General features: G+C 61.3%; 15 protein-coding genes, 1 other RNA gene and 1 pseudogene. 6 read left to right on the forward strand and 11 right to left on the reverse strand.

Annotated elements, in window-relative coordinates; all coding sequences use genetic code 11:
• Genes ALFI_RS16190 through flxA form a run of 9 tightly spaced genes read right to left on the reverse strand, consistent with a single transcriptional unit; the run spans position 1 to position 8867 of the window.
• Positions 1-1965, reverse strand: a complete 1965-nt coding sequence (locus ALFI_RS16190) for a beta-ketoacyl synthase N-terminal-like domain-containing protein (protein WP_014775386.1) — start codon at positions 1963-1965, stop codon at positions 1-3.
• The gene (locus ALFI_RS07555) at positions 1950-2393 is read right to left on the reverse strand and encodes an acyl-CoA thioesterase (protein ID WP_014775387.1); all 444 of its coding nucleotides are present in this window, start codon (positions 2391-2393) and stop codon (positions 1950-1952) included. The genes ALFI_RS16190 and ALFI_RS07555 overlap by 16 nt, the downstream gene beginning before the upstream one ends.
• Entirely contained in the window at positions 2393-2833 is a 441-nt protein-coding gene (locus ALFI_RS07560; RefSeq protein ID WP_014775388.1) for a hotdog family protein, read from the reverse strand. The genes ALFI_RS07555 and ALFI_RS07560 overlap by 1 nt, the downstream gene beginning before the upstream one ends.
• Positions 2809-4284 carry a B12-binding domain-containing radical SAM protein gene (locus ALFI_RS07565; RefSeq protein ID WP_014775389.1) on the reverse strand — a complete coding sequence of 492 codons (1476 nt, stop codon included), beginning with the start codon at positions 4282-4284 and terminating at the stop codon, positions 2809-2811. The genes ALFI_RS07560 and ALFI_RS07565 overlap by 25 nt, the downstream gene beginning before the upstream one ends.
• The gene (locus ALFI_RS07570; protein ID WP_014775390.1) at positions 4254-5135 is read right to left on the reverse strand and encodes an LpxL/LpxP family acyltransferase; all 882 of its coding nucleotides are present in this window, start codon (positions 5133-5135) and stop codon (positions 4254-4256) included. Before ALFI_RS07570 ends, ALFI_RS07565 begins: the two co-directional genes overlap by 31 nt.
• On the reverse strand, positions 5125-5373 hold the full coding sequence (locus ALFI_RS07575) for a phosphopantetheine-binding protein (RefSeq protein ID WP_009596180.1): 249 nt from the start codon (positions 5371-5373) through the stop codon (positions 5125-5127). Before ALFI_RS07575 ends, ALFI_RS07570 begins: the two co-directional genes overlap by 11 nt.
• Positions 5374-5387: 14 nt before the next feature.
• Positions 5388-6611 carry a beta-ketoacyl-[acyl-carrier-protein] synthase family protein gene (locus ALFI_RS07580; RefSeq protein WP_009596159.1) on the reverse strand — a complete coding sequence of 408 codons (1224 nt, stop codon included), beginning with the start codon at positions 6609-6611 and terminating at the stop codon, positions 5388-5390.
• A gap of 4 nt (positions 6612-6615) precedes the next feature.
• Entirely contained in the window at positions 6616-7356 is a 741-nt protein-coding gene (flxB, locus tag ALFI_RS07585) for a flexirubin biosynthesis SDR family reductase FlxB (RefSeq protein WP_009596187.1), read from the reverse strand.
• Positions 7353-8867 carry a flexirubin biosynthesis tyrosine ammonia-lyase FlxA gene (gene flxA / locus ALFI_RS07590; protein ID WP_014775391.1) on the reverse strand — a complete coding sequence of 505 codons (1515 nt, stop codon included), beginning with the start codon at positions 8865-8867 and terminating at the stop codon, positions 7353-7355. The genes flxB and flxA overlap by 4 nt, the downstream gene beginning before the upstream one ends.
• 264 nt (positions 8868-9131) lie before the next feature.
• Between flxA and ALFI_RS07595 the strand changes: the two genes are divergently transcribed.
• Entirely contained in the window at positions 9132-10394 is a 1263-nt protein-coding gene (locus ALFI_RS07595) for an anaerobic sulfatase-maturation protein (protein WP_014775392.1), read from the forward strand.
• A 75-nt stretch (positions 10395-10469) separates the two neighbouring features.
• Here ALFI_RS07595 and ALFI_RS07600 read toward each other — a convergent pair whose 3' ends face one another.
• Positions 10470-11993, reverse strand: a complete 1524-nt coding sequence (locus ALFI_RS07600) for a DHA2 family efflux MFS transporter permease subunit (protein ID WP_014775393.1) — start codon at positions 11991-11993, stop codon at positions 10470-10472.
• Between the two features lie 208 nt (positions 11994-12201).
• Positions 12202-12570, reverse strand: an RNA gene (gene rnpB, locus ALFI_RS16315) — RNase P RNA component class A.
• 196 nt (positions 12571-12766) lie between these two features.
• Here rnpB and ALFI_RS07610 point away from each other — a divergent pair.
• From ALFI_RS07610 to ALFI_RS07620, 5 genes and pseudogenes are all read left to right on the forward strand, one after another.
• Entirely contained in the window at positions 12767-13363 is a 597-nt protein-coding gene (locus ALFI_RS07610) for an RNA polymerase sigma-70 factor (protein ID WP_009596192.1), read from the forward strand.
• Positions 13364-13450: 87 nt separating this feature from the next.
• The gene (locus tag ALFI_RS17410; protein WP_244265024.1) at positions 13451-13861 is read left to right on the forward strand and encodes a hypothetical protein; all 411 of its coding nucleotides are present in this window, start codon (positions 13451-13453) and stop codon (positions 13859-13861) included.
• 12 nt (positions 13862-13873) lie between these two features.
• Positions 13874-14074, forward strand: a pseudogene (locus tag ALFI_RS17600) (FecR domain-containing protein); the annotation flags it as partial.
• Between the two features lie 93 nt (positions 14075-14167).
• Positions 14168-14452 carry a DUF4974 domain-containing protein gene (locus tag ALFI_RS17605; protein ID WP_276324467.1) on the forward strand — a complete coding sequence of 95 codons (285 nt, stop codon included), beginning with the start codon at positions 14168-14170 and terminating at the stop codon, positions 14450-14452.
• A gap of 126 nt (positions 14453-14578) precedes the next feature.
• Positions 14579-17944 (forward strand): SusC/RagA family TonB-linked outer membrane protein, encoded by a 3366-nt coding sequence (locus ALFI_RS07620; protein WP_014775394.1) that lies wholly within the window; start codon positions 14579-14581, stop codon positions 17942-17944.
• Positions 17945-17954: the final 10 nt, after the last annotated feature.

Below are 17954 nucleotides of genomic sequence, written 5' to 3' on the forward strand. Positions count from 1 at the left end.
CTATTCGAGTTTTTCGGTTAATGTCAGTTCACAGTCGTATTCCCCGCCGCAGAGTTCGCACCAGCCCCACACGACGGCGTCCATGCGTCCTTGGGCGATCAGTCCGGCGGAGTATTCCCGGATAAAGTTACAGCTTTTGTCGGGGAACGCAAAAAAAGTGCTCTCGCCTTTCAGCCCGTGCTTGATCGCGATCTGCCCCAGCATGATGTTCGGGAGCGTGTAGACGAACACCGCCGGAGAGGCCCCGCCCCCGTCGTCGGCGTCGATGACGGCCTGATGGCGCATGTCGCTGTCGAGCGATGCGCTGCGGTTGGCCAGCACCACGCCGATCCGCTCGGCCGGGCAGTCGGGCCGTCGCCCGGCCAGCAGTTCGCACGATGCGACGTAGGCCAGCTTGCAGAGGTCGTCCATCTTCGAAAACTTCATGTTCGGGTCTGCCAGCGCGCGGTATCTCTCGCGGATGAAGACGCCGAACGGCATCTCCGGATGCCGCGTTATGGCGACGTGCGCCGTGTCGCGGGCGGTGCGTATCTCTTCGGTCTCGTCGCCGCCTGCCTGTCCGGCGTTTGTTATGACGTTGTTTCCGTTCGCTGCGGCGCACTCTTTCTGTCCGACGTTCGCTGCGGCGTTACTCTCGTCCGCTCCGGTGAATCCGGGTTGTTCGCCGGCTGTTTCCTGCCTGCGTTTGTTCTGTGCGTCGTCCCGGTCGGTTTCGGCGCCGTTTGTTCCGTCCTGACTGGCGGGATTTTCTCCGTCGCAGTATCGTCCGCCGAAAACGTCGCTTCGCTCCGCCGCGGCATTCTCGTCCGTGCTGCCCGTCTCGTCCGTGCCGTATGCGTTCCGGCCCGTCCCGCGCCGGAATACCGCCGCGGCGTTGCAGCCGCCGAATCCCGATGCTGTTTTCAGCGCGGCGTCCGTCCGGGTCGTGCGGTGTTCCGCACTTATGTTCAGCGGATAGGGCACCCCGCACTCCGCATAGCCTTTGACGCCGAAGACGCTCCCTTCGGCCAGTCCGTGCACCGTGACGATGCTTTCGATGACGCCCGAAGCGCCGAGCGTATGCCCGAAATAGGGTTTGAGCGAGTTGCAGGGCGTGCCGCACAGTCCTGCGAGATGCAGTGCCCGGCTCTCCATCTCGTCGTTGTAGAGCGTCGCCGTGCCGTGGGGATTGACCATGCCGATCGCTGCGGCGCCGAGCGACGCTTCGCGGAGCGCCGCACGGATTGCGAACGCGAGTCCGTCGCCCGTGCGCGACGGAGCCGATATGTGGTTCGCGTCGTTGGAGATGCCGCCTCCCGCCACGGTGACGCCCGTCGCCGAAAGTCCTCTATCGGCCGTGAGCAGCACCGCGCCGCCGGCTTCGCCCAGCGTCAGCCCGTCGCGCGCCGCGTCGTAGGGGCGGCAGAGCACGGGACTTACCGATTTGAAGGCGTTGAATCCGCTGACGATGAAATCGCACAGCAGGTCGAATCCCGCGACGAAGACATGGTCGTACTCGCCGCTGCGGATCAGCCGCGACGCGACGACGATGGCCGACACGCCCGAAATGCAGGCGTTCGAGATCACCAGCGGCCGGTTCGCCGCCCCGAAATGCCTTCCGACGACCTCCGCCGTGTCGTTCAGGTCGCATTTCGCCGGATCACCGTTCAGCAGGCCGATGTTGCCTTTGGTCGTGGAGAGCAGGATGAGCGTCCGTTCGTTCGCGGGCGACACGCCCGATCGGGCGATCACCTCGCCCAGAGTCAGCAGCGCCAGTCGTTCCGCGGGCGTGTATTCCGCCACTGCCCGCTCCGCTGTCAGCTGCGCAAACCGTTCCGGGTCGATCCGGCAGACGGGCGTGCCGTCGTGCCATACCGAGAGATTCGTCCTCCCGGCGCGCACGGCCTCCATGTTCTCCCGCGTGCCGAATCCGAGCGCTGACAGGATGCTGTCGGGTCCCCACCAGACCGCTACTTCACGTCCCATCTCTCCTTCCATTTGCGGTAGAACTCCGGCGCGAGCAGCTGCAGCTCGCCGCGGGCGTCGAGAAACACCTGCGTCGAGCTTCCCTCGGCGACGATTTCTCCGTCGGTGGCGCTGCGGATCGTGTATTCGAAACATATTTTCGCCGCTTCGGTGGCGATATAACGGGTCTCGACCACGGCCGTGTCGTTTACGCGCAGCGGCTTTTTGTATTGCAGCTGCAGTTCGACGATCGGCGCGGTGTATCCGTTGGCATGGATGTCCATGTAGCCTAGCCCCGCGAATTCGCGCCCGAAGGCCTCGCGTCCGTCCTCGAAATAGCGCACGTATTCGCCGTGCCACACGATCTGCATCGAGTCCACCTCGCTGAACCTTACGCGCAGCGACGTCTTGCCGACCAGACTCGCCTCGGCTGTTTTTCTGCGTACCATCACTCTTCCATGTATATTTTCATCCGGCACTCGGCGACGGGCTTTCCGCCGCATTCGGTCCGTGCCGAAAGCAGGGTTACGTTCATTACCGCCTGTTCGACGACGATTGTCGTGACGAGCCGGCTGCCGACCGGGGGCAGTGCGTGGACTTTCAGGTCGTTCACGGCCCCGATATATCCCAGCCGCACCTTTTCGCCGCGGCTGCGGTCCATGTATCCTGCGCGCAGGGCGGCCGACTGGGCGATATGCTCGATCAGGCCGCACTCGCTGAGCGCGCCCTCTTCGACGAAGATGTTGTCTTCGCATACGGTCAGCCCGCTGCGGGCGCATCCGTCTTCGCCGATGCCGTAGAAGGCGTCCGCCATGACGATCGGCGGCCGCTGCGGAATGTATTCCACTATTTCGTCCGCCGCAATCAGGGCTTTCTCAGGTACTCCCATAAAGGTCCTTTTTTATTTCGTTTCAGCCGCAGCGTATCGACCAGCGCGCTCTGCGGGTCGTCGGGGAAAACCCACGCCTTGCCCGTCGCGGCGGCCGCGCTGCGGGCCTCTTCCAAGTCGAAGTCCGGGGCGATGTAATAGGCCGGCGCCAGCAGGTCGTCGTCCGGGGCGACGACGCCTTCGCGTGCGGCCAGCTCCGCCAGCCGGGTGTGCGGATAGATGCGCATGCCCGCATAGGGGAACATGACGGTGTATTCCAGCCGGCGCGAATTTTCGATCGTTTCGCGCACATGCTCCCGCGTGTCGCCGTACCCGCCCAGAATCAGGAAGTGGGCGTAGTAGACCCCGTTGTCCAGCGCCAGCCGGCTGGCCCGCACGACGTCGCCGAAGGTGAAGCGTTTGCCGTAGGCTTCCAGCGTCCGGTCGCAGAACGACTCGGTGCCGAATTCGATGTGGGTCAGGCCCGAAGCCCTGAACAGCCGCATCTGCTCGGCGTCGATGCCCCGCGGCGAGAAGTAGGCGCCCCACGCGACGTTCGTCCCGCGCCGGATGAGCGTTTCGGCCAGCCGGACGTTGTATTCGGGACGGATGTTGAACACCGAGTCGGTGAAGAACAGGTAATTTATGCCGTAATCGCGCTTGGCGCGGAGGATGTTTTCGGCGATGATTTCGGGGTCCATCGTGCGCACGCACCGCCCGTCGATATGAGGATACGAACAGTAGATGCACTCGTAGGGGCACCCCCGCTTGGTCTGGATGTTGAGCATGCCGCTCCGCTTCCAGTAATACCCGGTCAGCTCCGGCTCGAACTCCACTTCGATCGCCGGCAGGTAACTGCGCCGCCCGTTTTCGGTGCGTTCGTTTCCGGTGGGTGTGTTTTCCGTGGGTGTGTTTTCCGAGAGACGGTTTTTCGCAGGGCCGTTTCCCATAGGTCCGTTTCCCGTGCGTCCGTCGCGGGTATAGACCGCCGGAATGTCTGCCCCGGTTTCGCCCCGTTCCAAGGCTCCGATCAGCTCCGCCAGCGGCCCTTCGCCCTCGCCGTGAATGCCGTAATCGGCCCCCAGCTCCCGCATGAACGCCTGCGGATAGATCGAGAATCCCGCCCCGCCGATAATCAGGGGTGCGTCGCTGGCCGCGCGTATGACGTCGATCAGCGCCTTGTACTCCGGCAGGAACCCCCGTCGGTCGAGCGAATTGGCGCCGTCCACGTTGCGCAGCGACACCCCGATATAGCGGGGCGCGAGCGTGCGGATGCGTTCGGCCAGCTCTTCGTCCGTGAGCAGGTTGCAGTCGGCCGTATCGACACGTATCCCGCTTATCGTGCGCTCAAGGTAGGTTTTCAGGTAGGAAATTCCGAGCGGATAAACGGGGTAGGGCGACGTGTGGCGGTTTGCCGAAATGAGTAATATGCTACATGCGCTCACGACCAGAACCGATAGAAATTGAACCATTGCCGCGGATAGCGCTTTACCACGGCTTCGAGCGAGCGGACGTAGCTTTCGAGCACGACGTTCGGGGTTTTGCCGTCCGGCGCCTCCGGAATGTCGAAGATGAAGCGGTAACGCCTGCCGCGTTCGCGCATCGCATAGTAGAATACCGCCGGCGCCCGGAACTTCTCGGCGACGACGAAGGGTCCCGCCGGGAAGAGGGCCTTGCGGCCCATGAAGGTCACCGGCGCCGTGGCGCCGCCTTCGACGAAGCGGTCGCCCTGAAAGCAGACGTACTCCCTGCGGTCGAGCACCTCCTTGATCCGCAGGATCGACTCGATGCCGCCCTCGTTCACGGGGATCACCTTGTAGCCCTCCTGTTTGCAGTGCTTGTCCATGACGTTTTTGATCCGCCGGTATTCGGCGTCGTACATCACGAGGTGCATTTTGCGGGCGTAGTCGCCGAAGAACCCGGCCCCCGTGCCCCAGCAGCCGACGTGCGCGCCGATGATCACCGCGCCGCGCCCGCCGTCGAGCAGACGCAGGAAAGCGTCGTAATTCTCGAACTCGAACTTGTACCGGTCCGCCATGCCGCTGCCGATGGCCACCCGGTCGATGATGGTCTGCCCCAGCGCGTAATAGTGGGCATAGAGTTTGACCGCCGAGCGGAAGACGCCGTAACGGAGTATGCGGCGGTTATAGAACCAGACGGCCCGCGTGGCGCGGGGTGCGAAAGGGATGAAGTAGACGACTACCAGCGAGAGGAAAGCGTACGCGGCGCGTATTCCGAACACGTTCATCAGGAAGATGAAGAAACCGTATCCGAAAGATCCGCCGCGCGAGCGTCCGCTCCACCGTTTGTCGTTATTTGCCATTCGTCCGGCTGATGATCAGGTCGTAGAAGTCCTGAAAAGTCTTCAGCTCCTTGAAGTCGGGACCCGTGAGCGTCACGCCGAAATTCTTGTCGACGAGCACCACGACATCCACCAGATCGAGGCTGTCGAGGTCGAGCGTTTCGAGCAGCGGCGCATCGGGGGTGATGACCTCCTGCTCCACTTCGAATTCGTCGGCCAAAACGGTATTGATTTTTTCGATGAGTTCCTGTTGTGTCATTGTCTGCGTGGGATTTATTTGCATTTCTTGATAATGAGGGTCGAGTTGGTTCCGCCGAATCCGAACGAGTTCGACAGAAAGCGGTCGAAGGCGAGGTCCACCTTGCGGGCGGGGATGTTGAGCTTCGAGGTGGCTTCGTCTCCCTGCGCGAAATTGATGTTCGGGGCGATGAATCCGTGCTCCATCATCAGCATCGAGTAGACGATTTCGCTGGCTCCCGCCATCCACATTTCATGGCCGGTCATCGACTTGGTCGAGGCGACGTAGGGCCTGTTCGCGCCGAACACCTCGTCGATGGCCAGCGCTTCGTTGTAGTCGCCCAGCGGCGTCGAGGTGGCGTGGGCGTTGACGTAGGGAATCTCTCCGGGCTGCATGCCCGCATCCGCCAGACAGCGCAGCAGCGAGCGGCGCGGTCCGTCCACGTTCGGCACGGAGATATGCTCGCCGTTCGACGAGAATCCGTATCCGGCCACTTCGCCCAGTATCGCCGCGCCCCGGCGCACCGCCGAGTCGTAGCTTTCGAGGATCACGGTCGCCGCGCCTCCGCTCGGTACCAGCCCGTCGCGGTCCTTATCGAAGGGGCGCGATGCCGCCGCGGGGTCCGATTCGCGCTTCGAGAAGGCTCCCAGCCCGTCGAAACTGCCGACCGAATAGAGGTTCACCTCCTGCGCTCCGCCGCATACGATGCGCTCCTGCAGTCCCTGCCGGATCATCAGGTATCCCATGCCGATCGCGTGCGAGCCGCTGGCGCAGGCCGCCGAGAGGGTGAGGTTGACGCCCCGCAGGTTGAAGATCACCGAGAGGTTCATCGTGACGGTCGAGTTCATCGACTGGAAGATGTTTCCCGAACCGACCATCGCCGTATTCCGCTTGGCGCGGATGATGTCGATGCCCTCGATCACCGGGGCCGCGCTGCTGTCATTGCCGTAGATGATGCCGACCTCGTTGGCCGCCAGAAACGCTTCGTCCATTCCCGCGTTGCGCATCGCCTCGGCCGTGGCCATGTAGGCGTACTCGCCCTGCTGGGGCAGGCAGAGCCGCTTGCGGCGGTCGAGCGCCCCCTTCAGTTCGGGGCGCTTGACGATACCGGTCAGCGCCGATATGTATCCCAGCTCCCTGCGCTCCGGGTCCAGCCCGATGCCCGAACGCCCTTCGCGCAGCGATTCGGTCACTTCGCCGAGGCTGGTGCCGATCGAGGACCAGATGCCCAGTCCGGTGATGACTACTCTGTTTTCCATGGTGTCAGGTGTATAATCCTCCGTTGATCGATATCACCTCCCCCGTGATGTAGGAGGCCTTGTCCGAGATGAGGAACATCGCCAGATCGGCGACCTCCTCCGCCTCGCAGAAGCGTCCGGCGGGTATCTGTTTTTTGAGTTCCGCTTCGTCGAGGTCGGCGGTCATGTCCGTGCGTACGAATCCCGGCGCGATGGCGTTTACCGTCACGCCCTTCTTGGCCACCTCCTGCGCCAGCGCCTTCGTCGCCGCGATCACGCCGCCTTTGGCCGCCGAATAGTTGGTCTGTCCGGGCAGTCCCTTGATTCCCGACAGCGAGACGATGTTGACGATGCGGCCGAAACGTTTGACCAGCATGTCCTTCAGCAGCGGGCGCGTGACGTTGTAGAATCCTCCGAGGCCGGTATCCACTACCGAGTGCCACTGCTGCGGCTCCATCCACATCATCAGAGTGTCGCTGCGGATGCCCGCGTTGTTCACCACCACCTCGATGACGGCTCCCTTGTGCCGCTCCTGCCACGCCGCGATCGCCGCCGCGGTCTCTTCGCCCGCGGCCACGTCGAACCGCAGGGTCTCCCCGTCGCCGCCCGCGGCGCGGACGCCTTCGAGCGTCCTTTGGGCTTCGTCGGCGTTCGAGCGGTAGTTGATGAGTACGTAGTAGCCGCTCCGGGCCAGCTTGAGACATATCTCGCGGCCTATGCCCCGGCTTCCGCCGGTGACGAGCGCATATTTCGTCGGTTCGGTCATGCTTGCTGTTTGAGGAAGTTTTCGATGGCTGCGATCTCCCGGTATTTGGGCGTGTCGTCGATGAACTTGGGTACGATGCGGCGGATGTCGTCGTACAGCTGCCGGGTCTGGGCCGACAGTTCTGCGGCGCACTCCAGATAATCCGCGGCCTGCACCAGCGCGAGCATCTCGATCGCCAGCACCTGATAGCCGTTTTCGATCACCTGACGGGTCAGCATCGCGGCGTTGGTGCCCATGCTGACGATATCCTGATTGTCGTTGTTGTTGGGTATCGAGTGCACGTACATCGGATTCGAAAGCGTCTGCGATTCGGCCGTGGTCGAGGTCGCCGTGAACTGCGCCGCCTGCAGGCCGTAGTTGAGCCCCAGCTTGCCGAGGTTCACGAACGGCGGCAGCGTTTCGTTGATGCGGTCGTGGAAGAGGTAGTTCAGCTGCCGCTCGGCGAGCATCGTCATCTTCGTGACGGCGATCTTGAGCTTGTCCATCTCCAGCGAAACGTAGTCGCCGTGGAAGTTGCCGCCGTGGTAGATGGTCCCCGTCTTGGAGTCCACCACCGGATTGTCGTCCACCGAATTGAACTCTTCGACGAGTATCTTCTCCGCCTGTTCGAGCGTTTCGAGCACCGGACCCAGTATCTGGGGCGTGCAGCGCAGCGAATAGTAGGGCTGCACCTTGTGCTTGAAGGTCGGAGCCTCTCCCGTGTCGCCGTTGTAAAGTTCCGTTTCGCGCTTGCGCAGGCGGCGGCTCGATGCGCATATTTCGCGCATCCGGCGGGCGATTTCGATCTGCCCGGCGTGGAGCTTGCAGGCGTTGAGCGGCTCGGCCATGAAGTCGTCGTACGATTCGACCACCTCGTTGAGCATCACCGAAGCCTTCACGGCCCAGTCGAGCAGGCGGCGGGCCTGCGCGAGGTTCACCATGCCGATTCCCGTCATCACGGCTGTGCCGTTGGTCAGCGCCAGCCCGTCGCGGATGCGGAGCCTGAGCGGCGTTATGCCGCACGCCTTCATCGCTTCGGCCGCGGAGACGGTTTCGCCGCGGAACGACACTTCCGATTCGCCGATCAGCGCCAGCGCGATATGCGCCAGCTGCACCAAGTCGCCGCTGGCGCCGACGCTGCCGTGGCGCGGCACGAGCGGATATATTTCGTTGTTGAGGAAATCGGCCAGAATCCGCACCACGTCGGGATGTACGCCCGATTTGGCGTTGAGAAAGGTTTGCAAGCGCGCAAGCATGGCCGCACGCACGCAGATGTCGGGCAGCGTCTCGCCCGCACCGCAGCTGTGCGAACGTATGATGTTGTATTGCAGGCTGTTCAGGTCGGCATCGCCGATCCGGTACTGGGCCATGGGGCCGAAACCGGTGTTGATGCCGTATATTACTTTTCCCTGCTCGAAATCTTCGAGAAAACGGTAACATGCCTCGACTTCCCGGAGTTCCGCTTCGCCGAGCGAAACTTCTGTCCGGTTGAAAATCCGGCCGTTAATGGAGTCCAAGTCCGAATAGTGCATTTTTTGAACGGATTTATGGCTCCAAAAATACAAAAACTATCTCAATAAATCCTTTATATGGTCACTTTTTTGTTTCCATTGTCCACTCCGGCCGTGCTCTGCGGGCAGGGTGCCGGACCCGCCGCGCCCTTACGCATTCCGGACGCCGGCCATTCGCGGTGTCGCGGCGGCTTTCCGGATTTGCCGTTTCGGAGACTCTTTTGAACATTCATGGCGGATATTGCCGGGATTTTATTATTTTTGTCCGGACTTTCCTGCTTACCTATGAAATCGAAAGACATCTTCACTTTCCGCGACGCCGAGAAACAGGCCGGCCCCGTTGCCTTCTCGACGATGCTCAAGCCGGCCGGCTCGGCCTGCAACCTCGATTGCCACTACTGCTATTACCTCGACAAGGCGGTGCAGTACGGCGGCCGGCAGGCCGTGATGAGCGACGAACTGCTGGAACTTTACGTCAAACAATATATCTGCGCCAACGAAGTCGATACGGTCCAGTTCTGCTGGCACGGGGGCGAACCGCTGCTGCTGGGCGTCGATTTCTACCGCCGGGCCATGGAGTTCCAGCGGAAATACGCCGACGGCAAACGCATCGAGAACACCCTTCAGACCAACGGCACGCTGGTCGACGAGGCGTGGTGCGATCTGTTCGCGTCGAACAATTTTCTGGTGGGCGTCTCGCTCGACGGTCCCGAAGACATTCACGACGCTTTCCGCCTTACCAAAGGCGGCAAGCCGACCTTCGCGCGCGTCATGGAGACCGTGCGGATGTTCGAACGCAGCGGCGTGGAATTCAATACGCTGAGCGTCGTGAACCGCCGCTGCGAAGGCCGCGGCGCGGAGATCTACCGCTTTTTCCGCGACACGGTCCACAGCAAATACATGCAGTTCCTGCCCGCCGTGGAGCATGTCGTCGACAAGCCGGGCTTCCACCGTCCGCTGATCGTCTCCCCCGACCGCGAAGGCGCGCGGGTGGCCGAGTGGTCCGTCACGGCCGAAGGCTACGGGCGTTTTCTGTGCGACGTTTTCGACCAGTGGGTCGTGGGCGACGTGGGCCGCTATTACGTCCAGATGTTCGACGCCTCGCTGGCCCAGTGGTGCGGCGTGCAGCCGGGCGTCTGCTCGATGGGCGAGACGTGCGGCGACGCGCTGGTCGTCGAGCACAACGGCGACGTCTACTCCTGCGACCACTTCGTCTACCCCGAATACAAACTGGGCAACATCGCCCAGACGCCGCTCGACGAAATCTACCGCACGGCCAAACGCCGCGAATTCGGCCTGAACAAGCGCAACACGCTGCCCACGGAATGTCTGCGCTGCAAATTCTACTTCGCCTGCCGTGGCGAGTGCCCCAAGCACCGCTTCGACCGCGGTGCCGACGGAAGCCCGAAAAACTCGCTCTGCGAAGGTTTGAAAATCTACTTCCGCCACGTGGAGCCGTACATGGAATACATGCGCGACCTGCTGTCTAAACAGCAGGCTCCGGCGTGGGTCATGCCCTTCGCCCGCAAACGCATGGGGCTGGAATAACCCTGCCCGGCATACGAATACGCCTGCATCCTTCTCCGGGTGCAGGCGTTTTATTTGTGTCCGGCGGACGCCGCCCTATTCGGGTTTTGTCCGGTAAATGGTTGTCTTGTCGGTTTTGCCGGAGACGGCCTCTCCCGGCGAAGGGGTTGCCGCACCTTTCACTCCGCTCTTTCCCGGCCGTTTTTTCCGGAAGACCCCCAGCAGCGGAAGCAACGCCGCCAGCGTGATGACCGCCACCACGCGCAGGGCGTCCGTGACCCCTTCGACGTAGGTCTGCGCCGCGGAGACGGTCTCGTGTGCGGCGTGGTAGGAGGTTCGCGCCGAGAAGATCACCGTCAGGAGGGCGATTCCGATGCTTCCGGCCAGCTGTTTGATGCTGTTCGAAATGCCGGCCGCCGCGGCCATGTCCTGCTGGGTGAGGTTCTTGAGCGAGAAGAGGTTGAGCGGCGCGAACGTAAGTCCCATGCCGAAGCCGCGCAGATAGAGTATGAAGAGAATATGTCCGTGCGTGGTGTGGAGCGTGAAACGGCTGGCGAGCCAGAAACTCAGCGCCATGATCAGAATGCCCGCCGCGCTCAGCAGCAGCGGCCTGACGTAGCGGGTCAGATAACCCGAAACGGCCGAGAGCACGCCCTGAATCACACCTACGGGCAGGAACATGCTTCCCGCCGCCAGCGCCGTGTATCCCAGTCCCCGCTGCATGTAGAGCGGCAGCAGATAGGTGCCGCCGAGCATGCCTATGGCGAAGAGCGTCAGCACGGCCATCGAAATTCCGAAGTTGCGTTCCGCGAGCAGCCGGATCTGCAGCAGCGGCGCGGGATTGCGCAGCTCCGCGACGATGAACCACGCCAGCGCCGCCCCCGCGACGATGAAACAGCCGATCACTTCGGGCGCGCTCCACCCGCCGGGATTCGACGGCGAATTGCCCCGCGCCAGCGCATAGATCGCCAGCGGCATGAAGAGCACGATGGCCGCGAACCCCTGCCAGTCGAACGGGCTGCGCGTCTGGTTCTTCCACTCCTTCTGGACGAATGCCGCGAGCAGGACGGCCAGCACTCCGACCGGCACGTTCACGTCGAATATCTTGTGCCAGCTGTACGCATCGACCAGATAGCCGCCCAGCAGCGGCCCGAACGAGATCGAAGCCGCCGCGGCCATCGACCACAGACCCAGCGCCAGACCGCGCTCCGCGGGCTTGAACTCGCGCGTCACGATCGCCAGTCCCAGCGCTTGTATGATGCCGCTTCCTACGCCCTGCAAGGCCCGCGCCCCGATCAGGAACGGGTCGCTCGAAGCCTTGCCGCAGAGCCACGAGCCGAGCGTGAACAGCACCAGTCCGAGGATATAGACGCGTTTGTTGCCGAACCGGTCCGCAAACCACCCTGCCGAAGGAAGCATGATCGTCATCGTAATCATGTAGGCCGTGATGACCCATTCGGCCGACGAGATGCCGATGCCGAAGGCCGACATGATCGCCGGCAGTCCGACGTTCACCACCGTTACGTCCAGCACGGCCATGAACGTTCCGAGCATGATCATGCCCAGAATCCACCATTTGTAGCCGCTGCTTTGCCGTATGTGTTCGCGCAGATTCGCCATTGCGCGGCAGTGCGTCAAAAAAAATGCCACCACAGCGGCGGCGGACCGAAGGGCGGGGAAAACCGGCGGCCTGAACAGCCGCCGCAGAGCAATCGGTACGCCCCGCGTTCGGGGAATCGAAACGCGAGGCGGCAGGGCGGCAAAACCCGCGGATGCGGATAAGGCTGCGCCTGAAAAAGAAGGAACGTTCTCGAAAAGAGAACGTTCCGTACGTGCAGGTCCTGTAAGCCGGGTTCTGTTTCCGGGGCGAACCCCGGACCTCTGTCATTTATCTAGGGCGGCAGTCTCCTGCCGTCTCAAGCAACCTACCCCCCGGCATCGGGCGAGCAACCCTTAATTGCCGGTATACACGGTCTTGCAACCCGCGAGACGTACTGCCGGGCGACATCGCTGCCCCCGCGGTGGGCTCTTACCCCGCCTTTTCACCCTTACCCGCCGGGAAATCCCTTGTGGGCGGTTCTTTTCTGTTACGCTCCTATACCCTCACGGATATCAAGTCATTAGCTTGCGCGGCGCTCTGCGTTGCCCGGACTTTCCTCTCCCGGCCACGGCCGGCAGCGACAGAGCGGACCTGCACCGCAAAGGTAATAAAATTCGGCGGTATTCCCGCTTCGGGGGGGGCGCGATATTCGGAAAATGCGTTTCCCTCCTCCGTACGGGCCGTAACGATGCGGTGCATGCGAAGTTTTTTGGAAATATCGGATTAAATAGTACTTTTGCTAAAGGCTGATTCCGTCTCCGGCGGCAGCCGAATCGTGCGAATAACCCGGCCTATGACAGATAACGCGCAAACAATCAACATGCAAGACAACCGTACGGTTGTGGGTTTGCTCCGCGCCGGAGACGAAAAATGTTTCGACGCGCTCTTCCGCCGTTATTATAAACCCCTCTGTACCTACGCCACCCGTTTCGTCACCCCGGCCCGCGCCGAGGAGCTGGTGCAGGATACGCTGATGTGGGTCTGGGAAAACCGCACGTCGCTGCTGCCCGAAATGCCCCTCAAGTCGCTGTTGTTCACCATCGTCAAGAACAAGGCGATCAACCATATGTCGCGCGATACGATCAAAAACCGCGTGATCCGCCAGCTCGCCGAATACTACGAAGAGGAGTTCGACGATCCCGATTTTTACCTCGAAGGCGAACTGGTGGAGCGTCTCACGGCCGCGCTGCGCAAGATGCCGCCCGAATTCCAGCAGACTTTCCGCATGCACCGGCTCGAAGGCAGGACCCACAAGGAGATCGCCGCCGCGCTCGGCGTGTCGCCGCAGACGGTCAATTACCGGATCGGGCAGACCGTGCGCCTGCTGCGCGAAGAGCTGAAAGAGTACTGGCCGCTCGTCGTTTTGCTGTTGTGGCCGGACCTGCACTGAAAAAATACCGAAAATTCCCTATTTTTTTTGAATTCCGTTTAGCATCCTCTGCCGACGGATTGTATTACTATATAGATTAGCGAACAGATGACGAATTTACAGATCAGCGAAGAAGTATTGGCAGCCTACCTGAGAGGCGAACTGAATGCTGCGGAGGCCGCGGCCGTCGAAGCGTGGTACGACGCGTCGGCCGCCAACCGCAAACTGCTTGGGGAGGTTTATTACATATTATATGTCAACGACCGTATCAACGATACGGCCGGTATCGACGTCGAGCGTTCGCTCCGTCAGTTCAAGCGCCGCATGCACGCCGGACGCCGTATCTCCTTGCGGCGCATCGCGGTCCGCGCCGCCGCCGCTGCCGCCGTGGCGGTGATTCTGCTGGCCGGGGGCGTTACCACCGTGTCGCTTTCCAAACGCCTTGCGCAGCCCCTGACCGTCATCACCCATCTGGGCGAACGTTCGCAGGTGGTGCTGCCCGACGGCACCAAGGTCTGACTCAACTCCGCCAGCAGCGTCGAGTACGTCGCTCCGTTCTTTTCGCGCGAACGCCGCGTGAAGATGGACGGCGAAGCCTATTTCGAGGTGCAGCACGACGCTCAGGCGCCCTTTGTCGTCTCGACCAACGGACTCGACATCAAGGTGCTCGGCACCCGCTTCAACATCCGCAACGACGACAGCGACCACCGCATCACCACCGTCCTGCTCGAAGGAGCGGTCAAGGCCTACGCTTCGGGCGACGAGAAGGCCGCCGTGCGCCTGCGCCCCTCGCAGCAGTTGGTGTTCGATACCCGGACCGGCGCCATGCGCCTGACCGACGAACCTTCGGCCGACCGGTCGATCAACTGGATCGACGGCCGCTTCTGCTTCGAGCACGACACCTTCGGGGAGATCGTCGCCGAACTCAAACGCTACTACAACGTCGATATCCGCTTTATGGACGAAGCCCTGCGCAGCGAACGCTTCTCCGGCGACTTCCGCGTCGAGGACGGCATCTACCACATCATGTCGGTGCTGCAGCTCACCTATAAGTTCACCTACAAGGTCGTCGGCAACGACATCGAAATCTACCCGAATCCTAAACGATAACCTAATACCAACCTGAAAACCACCGAACCGCCTATGGGAGAATAATACGTCAGTTTTCGCAGGCCGCTGTACGCAGCGGCGGTTTTTGACAATCTACTTTTCAAAATCTAACCTAAATTCAGATCCATGAAAAAAACTTACCTTGCAGCAGGCAGGGGAGTGCATGCCGTCTCCGCATGTTTCCGTTGTCTGTTTCTTATCCCGATTTTCGTATTGGGATGCTTCGGCGCTCATGCCGCAGCACAGACGCAGCAGTCCGTTTCCCGCGTCAGCCTCGACGTCCGGGACGCCGCTATCGTCAACGTTTTCCAAACCGTTCAGCAGCAGACCGGCTGCTCGTTCGTCTACAACACGTCGGACATCGACACCGACCGCAAAGTGACCGTTTCCGCGCAGGACGAGCCGCTGACGGCTCTGCTCGACAAACTTTTCGCAGGTTCCGACATCGCCTACACGCTTCGCGACAAGCACATCGTCCTTTCGAAGAAAACTAAAAATTCCCCCCCCCACAACGCTCAGGGCGGAGTCAGCGGAACCGTTAAGGACGCTCAGGGCATGCCGCTGATCGGCGCCACGGTGCTGATTCAGGGCACGACGACCGGCGTGGCCGTCGATCTCGACGGCAATTTCATGCTGCCGCAGGCCAAGGTCGGCGACACGCTCGAAATTTCGCTGATCGGCTATGCCAAGCAAACCCTTCCCGTAACGGGCTCCGCGCCCCTTCAGGTGGTAATGCTCGAAGACAACGAGGTGCTCGACGCCGTCGTGGTGACCGCCCTCGGTATCAAGCGCGCCGAGAAATCGCTGACCTACAACGTGCAGGAGGTAGCCGGCGACATCGTCACCTCGGTCAAGGACGCCAACTTCATGAACTCCCTTTCGGGTAAGGTCGCCGGCCTTCAGATCAATGCCAGTGCATCGGGCGCCGGCGGTTCGACCCGCGTGGTGATGCGAGGCGTCAAGTCGATCAACGGCGAGAACAACGCCCTCTACGTGATCGACGGTATTCCGCTTCCGAGCCTGCGTTCGAGCCAGACCTCAGGCACGTATGAAACGCCCGACGGCGGCGACTTCGAAGGTATCGCCAACTTCAACCCCGACGACATCGAGTCCATGTCGATCCTTTCGGGTGCCACGGCTTCGGCCCTCTACGGTGCTCAGGGCGCCAACGGTGTGATCCTCATCACCACCAAGAAGGGCAAGGAGGGCCGCGTGCGGGTCAACTATTCGAACTCGACGACCTTCTCCCATCCCTTCGTGATGCCCAAATTCCAGAACACCTACGGCACGAGCGAAATCGAGCCGATGATGAGCTGGGGCAGCAAACTCGCCACGCCGACTTCGTACGATCCCGCGGATTTCTTCCAGACCGGATTCAACGAGACCAACTCGGTGGGCCTTTCCGCCGGTACCGAACGCAACCAGACCTATGCGTCGGCTTCCGCCGTCAATTCGCGCGGTATCGTACCCAACAATGTCTACAACCGCTACAATTTCTCGATCCGCAATACGACGATGCTTATCAAGGACCGCCTGACGCTCGACGTGGGCGCGACCTACATGAAGCAGTACACCCGCAACCAGACTATTCAGGGCCAGTACCGCAACCCGCTGGTGGGCATCTACCTCTTCCCGCGCGGCAACGACATCCGCAAATACGAGATTTACGAGCGTCCGGGTTCCGACTCGCGCTATATGGAGCAGTTCTGGGACCTCGAATTCCTCAAGGGCGTCGAGAACCCGTGGTGGATCACCAACCGCGAGCTGAACGAAAACCGTCAGCACCGCTACAGCTTCAACGCTACGATGAAGCTCGACATCACCGACTGGATGAGCCTGACGGGCCGTATCCGTACCGATAATGCGACGATCAACTACACCCGCAAACTCAGCGCTTCGACCAACACGCTCTTCGCTTCGAAGTACGGCAGCTACCTGAACCGCACGATGACGCACAACAACCTCTACGGCGACGTGCTGCTGAGCATCGACAAGAGCTTCTTCGACAATGCCTTCTCCCTGCAGTTCAACCTCGGCGCCAGCATCATGGACGACAAGAACCAGCTGACGGGTTACGAAGGTTATCTGGCGGGCATTCCCAACAAGTTCACCTACAACAACATCATCTCCGACAACTCGCAGAGTTTCCCGACGCAGGAGAACTACCACGACCAGATTCAGGCCGTGTATGCGACCATGCAGCTGGGCTGGCGGGGTATGCTCTACGTTGACGTTTCGGTCCGCAACGACTGGGCCTCGATGCTGGCCTTCACGCCCAAACAGAACATCTTCTATCCTTCGGTGGGCCTTTCGGCCGTGATTTCGTCGATGGCCGACCTCTCGAAGGCGGGCATCTCGTTCCTCAAGGTGCGCGGATCCTATGCCGAGGTGGGCAACGCTCCCGAACGTTACATCACCGGTCCCAACTACACGCTGACCAACGGCGTGGTGAGCACGGCGACGATCGCTCCGGCCAAGCACCTCGAAGCCGAGCGTACCAAGTCGTTCGAGGCCGGTCTCGACGTCAAGTTCTTGGGCAACAAGATCTCGGCTACGGCTACCTACTACAATACCAACACCTACAACCAGCTCTTCCTTTACGACGCACCTCCCAGCTCCGGCTACAAACAGAAATACATCAACGCCGGCAAGGTCAATAACTGGGGTATCGAGGCTTCGGCCGGATACAAGAACACATGGCGCGATTTCTCGTGGGCCACGACCCTCAACTTCTCGATGAACCGCAACAAGATCAAGGAGCTGGTTCCCGAAGGCACCCGCGATCCGGATACGGGCTCGCTGGTCGATATCAAGGAGGTCAATAAGGACTACGGCGGTTACCGTGTCAAGCTCGTCGAGGGCGGTTCGATCGGCGACTTCTATGTCAAAGGCCTGCTGACCGACGACAAGGGTCATATCTATGTCGATCCCAACTCCAACACCGTGCTGCTCGATCCCGATCCCGAAGCCTACATCTTCGCCGGCAACACCGAAGCCCGCTTCCGCTGGGGCTGGAACAACCAGTTCTCCTACAAGGGCGTTTCGCTCGGCGTGCTGATCGACGCACGTATCGGTGGCCGCGGCGTATCGGCTACGCAGGCCCTCATGGACCGCTTCGGCGTTTCGCAGGATTCGGCCGACGCCCGCGAGAACGGCGGCGTATGGATTTCCGACGACCAGCAGGTTCCCGACGCCAAGACCTTCTATGCCAACAGCGGCGACGGCATGGCGATGCTTTCGCACTACGTCTACAGCATGACCAACGTCCGCCTGCGCGAGCTTACACTGGGTTACGACCTGCCCTCCAAATGGTTCCGCAACAAGGTCAATATGAGCGTATCGTTCGTCGGCCGCAACCTGTTCATGTTCTACAACAAGGCTCCGTTCGACCCCGAAGTGACCGCTTCGACGAGTACCTACTATCAGGGTGTCGACTTCTTCATGCAGCCGAGCGTCCGCACCCTCGGATTCAGTGTAAAACTCCAATTCTAAAGCTCAACCG

This window comes from Alistipes finegoldii DSM 17242 (assembly GCF_000265365.1).
GTDB classification, from domain to species: domain Bacteria; phylum Bacteroidota; class Bacteroidia; order Bacteroidales; family Rikenellaceae; genus Alistipes; species Alistipes finegoldii.